At 57.0% G+C, this 11,962-nt stretch carries 10 protein-coding genes; 5 read left to right on the forward strand and 5 right to left on the reverse strand.

From position 1 onward, the window contains the following. Position 1 precedes the first annotated feature (1 nt). From AWB77_RS35735 to AWB77_RS11275, 5 genes are all read right to left on the reverse strand, one after another. A complete protein-coding gene (locus tag AWB77_RS35735) occupies positions 2–754 on the reverse strand; it encodes a glycoside hydrolase family 24 protein (protein ID WP_157694798.1) in 753 nt (250 codons plus the stop codon). After that, positions 751–1,152 carry a hypothetical protein gene (locus AWB77_RS35740; RefSeq protein ID WP_157694799.1) on the reverse strand — a complete coding sequence of 134 codons (402 nt, stop codon included), beginning with the start codon at positions 1,150–1,152 and terminating at the stop codon, positions 751–753. The genes AWB77_RS35735 and AWB77_RS35740 overlap by 4 nt, the downstream gene beginning before the upstream one ends. 336 nt (positions 1,153–1,488) lie before the next feature. Continuing rightward, on the reverse strand, positions 1,489–2,067 hold the full coding sequence (locus AWB77_RS34325; protein WP_074168872.1) for a lysozyme inhibitor LprI family protein: 579 nt from the start codon (positions 2,065–2,067) through the stop codon (positions 1,489–1,491). 18 nt (positions 2,068–2,085) lie between these two features. Then, entirely contained in the window at positions 2,086–5,061 is a 2,976-nt protein-coding gene (locus AWB77_RS11270) for a lysozyme family protein (RefSeq protein WP_082852641.1), read from the reverse strand. 18 nt (positions 5,062–5,079) lie between these two features. Further along, positions 5,080–7,401: a type VI secretion system Vgr family protein gene (locus AWB77_RS11275; protein ID WP_061134530.1), complete on the reverse strand. Its 2,322-nt coding sequence runs from the start codon at positions 7,399–7,401 to the stop codon at positions 5,080–5,082. Between the two features lie 298 nt (positions 7,402–7,699). On the opposite strand from AWB77_RS11275, the gene tssC reads away from it, so the two are divergent. From tssC to AWB77_RS11300, 5 genes are read left to right on the forward strand one after another with little or no spacing between them, the layout of a single operon-like run. Next, positions 7,700–9,097, forward strand: coding sequence for a type VI secretion system contractile sheath large subunit (gene tssC, locus AWB77_RS11280; protein ID WP_341844965.1), 1,398 nt, complete (start codon positions 7,700–7,702; stop codon positions 9,095–9,097). 22 nt (positions 9,098–9,119) lie between these two features. Next, entirely contained in the window at positions 9,120–10,466 is a 1,347-nt protein-coding gene (gene tssK, locus AWB77_RS11285; RefSeq protein WP_074168873.1) for a type VI secretion system baseplate subunit TssK, read from the forward strand. A gap of 5 nt (positions 10,467–10,471) precedes the next feature. After that, entirely contained in the window at positions 10,472–11,131 is a 660-nt protein-coding gene (locus AWB77_RS11290) for a DotU family type IV/VI secretion system protein (RefSeq protein WP_061134794.1), read from the forward strand. A 19-nt stretch (positions 11,132–11,150) separates the two neighbouring features. Further along, positions 11,151–11,585 carry a type VI secretion system baseplate subunit TssE gene (tssE, locus tag AWB77_RS11295; RefSeq protein ID WP_061134532.1) on the forward strand — a complete coding sequence of 145 codons (435 nt, stop codon included), beginning with the start codon at positions 11,151–11,153 and terminating at the stop codon, positions 11,583–11,585. A 27-nt stretch (positions 11,586–11,612) separates the two neighbouring features. Beyond that, positions 11,613–11,888 (forward strand): PAAR domain-containing protein, encoded by a 276-nt coding sequence (locus AWB77_RS11300; RefSeq protein WP_061134533.1) that lies wholly within the window; start codon positions 11,613–11,615, stop codon positions 11,886–11,888. Positions 11,889–11,962: the final 74 nt, after the last annotated feature.

Here is an 11,962-nt window from a genome sequence, read left to right on the forward strand (position 1 = left end):
CTTAATCTATCAAATTTCTTAGTCCACCGACAGGAACTGCTAAATCACTTCGACCTGACAACTCCTCCTTAAGGTATTTGTTGAATTCTTCAGTTACTCGGTCAATCAAAACACCCCCTTGCCCATAGTTGTTCCCCGGAAGACTAGCCCATTCAAGATTACAATAATGATCGAAAACAGCCGCTTTAGGATCTCCGCTCTTAATCGCGTTCAATGCCTTTCTCACGAATTTAATCAAAACAACGCAATATCTATCTTGGGAAGCAGGAGAAAAATCCGTGATTTTGTATTGCTTCCGCCGTGCCACATTAGCTGGATCATCCCAGTTGTATCCCATCACTTGATATGCGCCTGCTGCAGAGGACGTAATGCTTTTACCTCCACGCATATTTCGTGTGATCTTCACCCGTGGATGATCGCTAAAATCTTTCCCATAGTCTTTGATGAATGATTGCCCGCCAAACAATCTTTCATACCCTACCGGCGAAACCGTGCCCTCACCCACTCGGATCATCCTTAAGAAGGCACGCACCCTTGCTTCTTCAAGTGTCAGTGCCGTACTCGAAGGAGTATCGGAAAAGAAATTTGCAACCAGGCCAATCGGATGCAAATGCCAAACGATTGGTTCAGCCGGAAATCCCTTGATCGACTTGACCTTATCCCACCATTGCAGCTTCTGAATCCGCTCCAACTGCCCCTGCCAGATGTAGCGACCCGTACCCATGTATGAGGACAGCGTATCCCACTTGCTCATACTGCCGCCCCACTCGCTTTCATACCGCACGGCGATATGCGGCAGGGCGCTCGCAAGCCATCTTTGTCCCAGCGCCTTACGCAATTCTCAAGCGCCGCTGCGTCCTGCCCAGTCCTCAAGTCGGAAAGCGTAAAATATCCGCAACTTGCGCCACAGCTGTGCACAGCCACAAAATAGCTCGCCGCAAGATTCACATGCGGCGCTTCGACAGACTTCCCCAGATTATCGCGCCAGCCATCATCACCTTTTTTATAATAGGAGGGAATTTTTACCTCCCCTCCATACGGGTGCGCCGCAAAATCGCTAAGAGCAGGTCTGCCTTCTTCCTTCGCATAACCCACAGCATGAGCGAATGCCATGAACACCAATATGATATTAACAAGAAGCTCTTGTTTCATTTTTCACTTCAGCAAATCGTAAAGGCCAACGATCGGGACGGCTAAATCGCTTCGACGCGCCAACTCGTCTTAACAGGTCTAGCCCCGAAGGAACCACTTGTTTCGAGTTGCCCCTTTCCCAACCTTTGGGTCCCTCTTCGAAAAGGATCACTTCTTGATTTTGCCTACACGAGGCCCTCGTTTCTCACCACAAAATTCGATCAACAGCTTACGCTACAAAGCGCCAGCACGCGTCATTCATCCTAACAAATTGAACATTCCCGATCTTATTTCGGCGCAGGGCGCCTCATCGCGCATCAGAGTCAGATTAGCTCCGCCAGATTTTAACGACACTAATTAATAACGATAAAATTGTTGGCGCGCAACGCAAGTGTCTTTTTCCTCTCGAGTCCGACGAACGGCGAGAGCGCATGTGTCTCTAACATACATTTGCCAATCACGGTTTTCGTCTTTGGCCAAGTCGGCTACAAGTTTGGTAATGAATCGATTACGGTCTCCCTGTTCGTAATATCTGGCGACCACATCTAATGCACGATAAAATTCATCCGCCCCTATTCCTGTGTCGATATAGTTAATTTCATTGGTGCGCGTTCTCGTCATTTGATCGAGACACGTCCACCGATCAATTCCTGCCTCTTGCCCCGGCGAGGTAGACTCATAAGCCCCTCGACAGGTAGTCTCTTTATATTTTATCCATTCCTTCTGCGCATTTATGAAAAGCGTTCTATCCAATTCAGGCAGCTTGGATGTAACTTCCCGGTATCGCTTGTTTAATACCTGATCAGCTAAATCAAAATTAGATTTAGCGCAATCTTCCAGTTCTCTTGTTATGTTGCTGTCACACATTGAAGCAGCCGACGCCAAATTTGACAAGAAGAATGAGATAAAAATAGACACGGAAATTATTTTAAACATTAGATTGTCCTGAAATTTTCAGCGAATTCCTTCTTCAAACAACGCGGCTTCTTGAGCCCGTCGCTCCAATAACCCACCTTGTCCCGACCCTTCCCAAAGGGATCTCATTGATCTCAACTGTACCGGTACGTCACTTAGATTCTTCGCTGCAACGTCATCGCGAATGGCACGCATATGTTTCCGCGTTTTCTGATGAGGCCGATCTTCCATGCCGGAGCCACGATTTATGACTAAACTCAACAAGGCTCCCTGGCAATGAGGATGAAGACTAGTAACACCTGGAAAGGCATCGACGGTATATTGAGCATATCGTTTTTTCATAACAACGGCCAACGCGAGCGCCATGTCTTTAGTGATCTTTATATCAACCAAAGACGTCACCAAGTGTCTTGCTCCATCCCCATGACGTCCAGAAACTGCCTGAAGCCTCGAAATTTCTGTCGGCGGAAAAATTCCATCTAAATCAATTTCAATACGCTCCGTTGTCTGCTGCCCCAAATCATATCCATACCCAATCGTAACCCCGCTCGACTGGTCACCACCCGGTACATACGGGTGATCTTTGTAGCCTTCTTTCGAAAGAATGAAATCGAAAGATTTTTTTGAAACTCTAAAGATGCCTTCCGACGTTGGGAATTCAAAAACATCCGCCGGCGACGCAGCGCCTTGCATAAAATTTGCCACCACCCCAATCGGATGCAAATGCCAAACGATCGGTTCAGCCGGAAATCCCTTGACCGACTTGACCTTATCCCACCATTGCAGCTTCTGAATCCGCTCCAACTCTCCCTGCCAGATGTAGCGCCCAGTGCCCATGTACGAAGACAGCGCATCGCACTTGCTCAAACTGCCGCCCCACTCGCTTTCGTATCGCACAGCAATATGCGATAACGCACTCGCAAGCCATCTCTGTCCCAGCGCTTTGCGCAGTTCGTTGCCCGTGACTTTCCCATTACCATCGCCCTGACAATCGACTGCCTTCTCAAGCCGACCAATTAGCATGCCTGCGTTGACTGAAGCCGCAGCAGCGCTAAACTCCTCGGCTTCCCCATCAAGCAATTGTTCCGTCACGAAAAGGAAGCGCTTGAACATGTTCACGGGCGGGATGCTCGAACTGTCAACGAGTTCGAAGCCTGGCCACGACCACGGACTCTGCCACTCCGTGCCCGGGTGACCTGCCTCACACACCCAGCCCCACGCGCTACGGCCTGAACTATCGCCAACCGAGACATTCCACCAACGCACGTTGGCGTCGTCTTGCGCCATACCGTCCAGTTGCTCCAGCGTGGCCCGTGCAATGACTTGCTCGAACGCCGCCTCCGGCGGGCGCGCGTTGGCCAATTGCAGTGGAAACTTCGACCATCCCTTAATGGGCGCGTCGGCCGTCTTGCCGCTCGCCTCGCGTTCCACCCACATCTCGGGCCCCGCGGCCGTACCGCTTGACTTGTGATGCCCTTTCCTGTCCGGCACGCTCGGCATGCGCATCGGCTGAACCCTGGCCCACTTACCTTTGCCGGGATCGCCCTTGGCAAGTTTAAGCAGTTGGCCCGCAGGCACGTTCAGATCCGCATCGGCAGGCGTGACGAGTTTGACGCCCTGATGGATCAGCATCAACGAGCGCTGTGTGCCCGGCAATGCCTTAGCGCGCTCACGGCTGCGTTCGACAAACGCTTTGAAGGTATCTCCCGCAAACACCTCGACGTGCAATATCGGTCGATTTGGCTTGGGCGGCAGAATCTGCGCGTCACTGCAGTTCTGGTATTCACCCAGATAGCCGATAACATCGCCCGCCTGGACAGCGAACGGCTTGTCCAGCACCACGACACGATCGAGCGGATTCGGGTCGATAAGCGCATCGAGTTCATCAAGCGAAACCCAACCGATTTCCACGCGGGGATCCAGTTGATCGCCAACCTTGACTGGCACCAGTGAGCCACTTACGATCTTCGCGAGTTGCGCCCAACCGGTTGTCGCATCACCGATGACAGCAACCTCACCTCCTCGCGGCAATAAACCGATCACCTCGCCGTCGGCACGATCCCTGACCTGCGCACCCTGTGCAGGCTTCTGGGCATTTACCTCTGCAGGATCAACGGGCGGTGCGCTCACCCGCAGACGTGCCGCGGAATAACGCGCCGATGCCGTGTCCGGTATCGCCTCCATCTCCACGATGTTGCCCAAGCCATCCGATGGCATAGTGTCGGCGGCTGTCTGGATCTGTTGGTCCTCCTGGCCCGACAGTTGATCGAAGCGATAGGCTATGCCGGACGGAGCAGGAGTGCGCTGCGTGGCGTTTGCCTTCGCTCCAACCACAAAGCGTCGGTCACCTTTCCAATACGACATCCGGCGAACCGATGACGCCGGTTGAGACGACGTGGCGCCTTGCCCTGCGCCTTGCGCGCTCTTATCCGACTGAGCGCTTTGATAGCTCGCCCAATCGAGCTGATGCATGTACAGGCTATAGAACTCCAGAACATCTTCGGCCGGAGGCGTATACGACGGAGTGGAAGCGACAGGCGCACTTGCAGGGCTCGCCACTGATGCGCTCGTGGAGGCGCCATGAGGCTTGGCCGGAACGTTAGACTGCTTTGCATCAGGTGGAAGAACCAGCTTGTGTCTAAGCAGGACGAACCCCGTAGAAAACAACGCCATGCGCCGATCGCTGTACTTCAATTCGGGATAAGTCGTATCAAGCCGATAAGCGATAACCTCACCGTCAGCAATGGCGCGCACGCCATCGCCTTGTTTCAAAGCACCGCCTGTCGCAGTGTCGAAGTGAATCCCGCCGTGCCACAATCCGTTCGCACCGAGCGGGTAGTACCCGCTTTGAGAACGACCCAGCGCTGAAAGAAATGTCTGTGGGTCACTCGCATTGCCGTTGCTCGGAGCGAACGGATAACTCCAATTCAGCGGCTTCGGACGCGGCGGCTCCGCCGGTACCGGCACCGGGGGCTTAGATGCAGAATGCTTCTTGTCCTTGTTTGAGACTGTCATTGCTTAAAATCGCTGTGTTCAATCAGAGAAGCGGCCGACACGGCCTTCGGATAGTGAGCCAGCCCCATGGGGCATGGTGAAGTTGGAATTCAGCGACGCCGCCCCCTGCTTCTGAATCGTGATGACCTTGAAGAACAGATCGTTAGGTCCGCCCAGCGTGACGTTGCCGTCCTTCAGTTGAACGAACGCTCCACCACATTCGAGAACCAGCTCCTTCGCCGCCGCAACCGTCACCTTGCCGTTCACGCTCGTGATCGTCATGTCTTTGTCGGCAGCCAACGACATCGCATCGGTCTGCGCCTGAAGGTCCACCGGACCTTTGGCGGCGAAGAGTTTTACTCCCATCTTCTGCGCAAAGATCGACACCAACTCACCCGCCGCGACCGTGAAGCGCTTCATCACACTGAAGTCAGCGTTCTTGCCGGCCACTGCCGAGATATTCTGTTTGGCGGCCACATGCACCCCGCGACCTGCCACAATACCGATTGATGCCGGCGCACTCGCAAGCAGCGCGGCATCCTTCAGCCCATCGACTTCTTTGTTGATGGCTTGTTGCGCATCCGTGTCGGCGGGTTCAGCCTTGGCCGCACGGGACGAATCCGCCAGCGCCCGGGCGAGTTCCAGCGCACCCTCGAGCTGTGCGATCGTCTGCAGCATATCGAGCTGCTTGCCCGACGCGGAAGGCTGATCATAGGCAGTGAGGTATAGGCCCTTTCCGCTACGGACGGCACCGTAACCCGACGACCTCAGCTCAAAACCTTCACCCCTCTTTTTAAGATCAGAATCAACAAGGTGCCCGAGGTTGAGCTGCGACTTCCCGGAGTGCTCGGTGCTGAGCTTGATGCCCTCCTCGCCCGCCCAGTCTTCCATCCGCAGCTTATTGTTACTCTGCGTGCGGATAACATTTCGCGACAGCCACCGCCGATCATTCGTAACGTGATCGATTGCCAGACTGTTGTGATGGAACGCCAAGATTTCAGGCTTATCCGGATCCCCGTCCCGGAATCCAATCACCGCCTCGGCGTTGTCCAGCGCCGGGAAGTGAAAGCCCGTCTGCAACGCGCCCGCGAATGGCTTGGCCAGCCGCAGCGGCACGCTCTCGCCACCCTTCGGCCACTCCTCGAAATCCACATCGAAACGAACGACGTAATAGCCGGCGGCCGTCAAATACGCATATTTATACTTGTCGGGGCTCGTGACTCGACCACTGAGCGTCCCCGCGATTTTCGGCCACTTCGATTCGTCGATTTTTAATCGAAAGCGTCGGCTCGCAGGAATCGCTTTGAAGGTGTTGCTATACGCCTTATCCCGCGCGCCGCTGTGCGTGACCTCGATCGCCACCAGCCCGTCTTCGGCATCAGGCAACTCGGCGTCCGTGCGGAACACGCGGCCGCAGCGCAACTCCTGCACATTGCTTTGGCCTTCGAACAGCACCTGCCAGCAGATCGCTTCCTCGTGATACAGCTGCGCCTTGCGCTGAGCTTCGGCTTGATCGAGATGCGCTGTACCATAAAAATACGGCTTGCCATACGTGGTCGGGTCTTGTGGCGCGATGTTCTCTTCGGCCCTGAAGCGCTCCCAAGCCTTCTCCGGATTGTAGTCCGCGACCACCATCGCTTGCGGCACGACATGGCTGCGGCAAGCCAGTTCATACACCGACTCAACCGCCGCCTCCAGCCCTGCGTTCTCACGATAAGGGAGGATGCGCTCGGGGTCGTAAATGTAATGATCTATGTCATCCGCAAAGACGATCCGATCGCCGTACTGGGTTTCTTCCACATACAGGTAGATGCCCCACTTTTGCATGAGCATCTGGAGATACGCCAGGTCATCCTGAGCGTACTGGAACCGGAACAGCGTTTGCGGATACTGGCCCCGTAGCCGGAAAATATACTGATGCGGCTTGAACCCATGACGCACCAGGATCGCCTCAAGGATTTGAGGGATCGTCTGGTGCTGATAAATCTTGGTGTCGCGAATGCCCTGAAGACGGGCGAGGTGAGATTTAACAACAATCTCATAGCTCACGAAGTCGTTCGTCGACTTGAGCTTCGAGAACGACGCAATAAACCCGGACCACTTGCGCGTGGTACCGTCATCTGAGGTCAGCGAAAAACTCGCTTCCTGGTTCAGATAATCGCGACGAGCAACCGCACGAGGATGGGAGACCTGAACCGTTAAAACGGTCGGCTCTCCCATCTTTTCCGAGATATGATGCGCCGACACCGACAAGAGCGCCGCGCTCTCGGCGCCCGGCACGTCGAGATGCTGAGATTGACGTCCCGTCACAAGGCTCGACATCAGCCTTACCGCGTCTTCTGCGTCCAATACACTGGACATGGCCGTACACTCCTTCTTCTGCACTGCTATCGAAGCTTGCCGACAGGCAAGCGGTGATCAGTTCGCATGGATGCGCATTAGGGCCTGATCCTATCCCATCGGCAAGCGATCTGTAACAGCAAATATCCCAAGGCAGGCTTATTCATCCGCATTCCTGATTTTTCTCAATGATCGATAGCGCCTCGCGCCCGGACGTGATATACGTTGCGCCTCATCGAACTACTGACGCCCGGTTACGCAGTCTTCGCGCTCACGCCGTTGCTCGCGTGACAAGCGCCTGAAAAAATAAGCAAGCATCGTGGGCCAACCCTCGTCCGACTCTCGACACATCACCGCGCAGGCACTCCTAGACGCGTCCCCTCGGCCTACTTCCAGTCCGCACCGGTCCGCCCACGCACTCGATCCGATCTGGGTGGACCTCGAGATCGCCAACCTCGACGAACAACTCGGCCATCAGCTCGATGCGATCCTGCATCACCCCCACTTCCAGCGGCTCGAAGCGGCCTGGCGTGGGCTGAAGTTTCTCGTCGACAGCACGGACTTCCGCAAGAACGTACGCATCGAGGTGCTCGATGTCGACAAGGAAACCCTGCGGCAAGACTTCGAAGACGCACCCGATATCATTCAGAGCGGTCTGTTCAGACACACCTACACCGAGGAATACGACACGCCGGGCGGTGAGCCGATCGCGGCATTGATCTCGGACTATGCGTTCGACCGCAGCCCGCGCGACATCGCGCTCTTGCGCGATATCTCGAAGGTCGCGGCGGCCGCGCACATGCCGTTCATCGGCGCGGTATCGCCCGCGTTCTTCGGCAAGGCATCGATGGAAGAGGTCATCGCCATTCGCGACGTGCGCGCTTATGTCGAGCGCGCCGAGTATGTGCGATGGAACAGTCTGCGCAGGACCGACGATGCGCGTTACCTCGGACTCACGCTGCCACGCTTTCTGGCGCGGCTTCCCTACGATGACGACACAACGCCGGTGCAGCCTTTCAATTACACCGAGACGGTAAAGCACGCAGACAGCGACAGCTATCTCTGGGCCAACGCCTCGTTCGCGTTCGCCACCAACCTCGTGCGCAGCTTCGTGCGTAACGGCTGGTGCATCCAGATTCGCGGACCGCGCGCGGGCGGCATCGTCGAGGGCTTGCCGACGCAACTGTATGCGCTCGGCGCCGGCAACCTCGCCAAGATTCGGACCGACGCGCTCGTACCCGAGACGCGCGAGTTCGAGTTCGCCCATCTCGGTCTGATCGCGCTATCGCACTATCAGAACCACGACGAGGCGTGTTTTTATTCCGCACACTCGGTTCAGAAGCCCGAAGACCTCGACACCAAGGAGGCCAGCGCCAATAGCCGCGTCAATGCGCGGCTGCCGTACATCTTTTTGCTCTCGCGCATCGCGCATCATCTGAAGATGATCCAGCGCGAGAACATCGGCACGACCAAGGACCGGCGGCTGCTCGAACTGGAACTCAACACCTGGGTCAAGACGCTCGTCACCGAAATGACCGCGCCAGGCGACGACTTGCAGGCCTCGCACCCGCTACGCGAGGCGCGCGTGGCGGTCGAGGATATCGAGGACAATCCAGGCTTCTTTCGCATGAAGCTCTTCATCGTGCCGCATTTCCAGATCGAAGGCATGGACATCAGCCTCTCGCTCACCTCGCAAATGCCCAAGGCAAAAAGTTAGCACACCAGTAAAGTTATCAAAGATGAAAATATCGAGACCCCTATGGGCGCAAGGCGTCTTCATGACGCCTCAGCACTTCCAGCAACAAGCGTTGTGGGAGCAGTTCGCCAACGCGCGCTTAGCCGAGATGGCGAGCCCCGATCCGTGGGGCGTGATCGACGTCGCGGTCGACAAACAGGCACTCTCCATCGATCGCGTGCAGTTCACGAAGCTCTCGCTGCGTCTGCCCGACGGCACGCTCATCGACAGCGACACGTCCGACTGGCTGCCGGCCGCGCGCAGTCTGGATGACGTCGCCTCGCAATACGACGCGGTGACGGTGCTCGCCGGCGTCGCGCTCATCGATGCGCAAGGCGGCAACTGCATCGAGCCGGGTGCGAAGCCTGCCCGTCCGCGACGCTTTGTGCGCGAGTATCTGCACGTCGCCGATGTGTACGGAGAAGGCAAGGAAGAGATCAGCGTCGAACGCCACGCCGTCTCGCTGCTGTTCGATTTCGAGGCAGGCGGCGATTACGTGAGTTGCCCGGTTGCGCGCTTTATTCGCAACGCGCAAGGACGTTTCGAAGTCGATGCGGCGTTCGTGCCGCCATGCCTGTTCCTGTCGGCCAGTGCGATGCTGACGACGCGCATGAAGCGCCTGTTGGAAATCCTCAGCGCCAAGAGCGCCAGCCTCGCGGTACGTCGGCGCGAACGCTCGGACCAGATCGCCGACTACGCAGTCGCCGATGTCTCGCTCTTCTGGCTGCTGCACAGCGTGAACTCGTCGTGGCCGGAGCTCGCGCGGCTGGTGCAGGCGCCCAGTCAGCATCCGGAGCGGCTCTATGCACTGCTCTCGCGTCTGGCGGGGTCGCTGCTGACCTTCTCGACCACCGAGACGTTGCAGGCAATTCCGGCCTACGACCATCGCGCGCCGGAGCCCGTGTTCGCGGAGCTGGAATCGCTCATTCGAAACCTGCTCGATACGGTCATTCCGTCGCGTGTGGTGCCGATCGCCCTTGAACGCGTTCGCGGCACCATCTGGACGGCCCAGATCAAGGACGAGCGGCTCGTGGAGGACGCGGACTATTACCTCTCAGTGCAGGCCGCACTGCCCGCGCATGCGCTCATCGAGCAGTTCCCGCGTCTGTGCAAGGCGGGCGCGCCCGATGAAGTCGAACAGATCGTCAACTCGGCGCTCTCCGGCATTCCGATCAAGCCGATGTCGCGTCTGCCGGCGGCGATTCCGGTGCGCATCGAGAACCAGTACTTCGCGCTCGATGCCTCGCACCCGGCGTTCAAGCGCATGATCGATGCGCGCGCGTGTCAGTTCTACGTGCCGGCTTCGATTCCGGATGTCTCGCTCGAACTCTATGCGGTGCTGCCGACGTGAACAGCATGACATCGAATAGTGACGCCGATCTGCTGCCCGTGGCGCTGCGCGACACCGCACTCACGGTTGCCGACTTGGCTGACAAAAGCATAGAGAAGTCCGCGGACGATCTGAAGATGACATGCAAGGCGCAGATTGCGGCGCTGAATGCCGAACTCAAAGCGAAAGGATATGCGCCCGACGTGATCGAGGACGCCCGATACGCGCAATGCGCGCTGCTCGACGAGGCGGCATTAAACAGTTTCGACGACGAAGAGCGCGACGACTGGGAACGCCGACCGTTGCAGTTGGATGAATTCGGGACCAACGATGCTGGCGAAGCGCTCGTGCGGCGCATTCGCGAGCGGCTGCAAGAGCCGACGCCGGTGCGTCCGTTGCTCTCGATCTTCGGCGCGGTGCTGGATCTGGGCTTCACGGGACAGCTCGCGCTCGAAGGCGGCGAGGCGAAGGTCCGGCTTAGACAGGCGATCGATGCGCGGCTTGGCATCGTGCGAGAGTCGGGTGACGATGACAGCTCCGTCGTCGTCAAAGCGACAGTCACGCGTGCGTGGACGCAGCGTATATCGCCGCTTGCGGGCATTGCGCTCGGCTGCATGACGGTCGGGCTGGTCTGGTTCGGGATCAGCGGATGGCTGGACGCGTCGGTTGCTCGAATGACGCATTGATCAGCGACAAGGCGAAACGATGACACGCATTGGACCAGGTCTCTTTGAAAGAATCACCGGACATTTCGCCGATGGCACGGCGATCACCGATCACTCGCCCGAAGAGCAAACGTTCTATTCGGTGCGCGACAACATCCAGCGGATCCTCAACAGCCGCCGCAAGGCGCTCGCGCATCTGCCGGACTATGGGCTCGATGATCTGTCGGAGATCTACCGACATCTGCCGGCCTCCGCGCATAAGCTGAAAACCGAAATCGAGGCGACATTGCTGGAATATGAGCCGCGTTTGAAATCGATCGACATCGAGATCAACAAGCCGGAACCGGGCATGCTGCTGAGTTTCACGATGGCGTGTCATCTGCGGCGCGAGGGACTCGTGCGTTTCGGCACAGACTTCACACCCGATGGCCAGACGCGGTTGAGGATGATGCAGCAGGCGCCGGATCAGTATTGAGTTGACTTCACATCAAGAGAAAGCAGTATGGCGAAGATGATTGCCTTGAAGGGAAACCTGACCACCACCGGCGGGCGCGTGCTGGATGGCGACGACTCGATGCTCGATGGCGGAAGACCGATTGCACGTCACATGGGACTCGCATCGTGTCCTCGTTGCTGCAGGAACGGGTCGATCTTGGGAACTGCCTCGAACTGGGGCTTTACCGGTACCCGTGGCGTGGTGGATGGCGACATCGTCATGTGTGATTGTCCGCGCGGAGAGAATCGAATCATTGCACGCTCGACGATCTTCGACGAGTAAGGAGTCGTGGGCCAGACTAAATCTGACAGGGGTCGGAGGGGGAAAGACTATTCCCAGAAAACTCATGCCTTCTG

Origin of the sequence: Caballeronia fortuita (assembly GCF_001544835.2) — a bacterium.
Classification (GTDB): domain Bacteria; phylum Pseudomonadota; class Gammaproteobacteria; order Burkholderiales; family Burkholderiaceae; genus Caballeronia; species Caballeronia fortuita.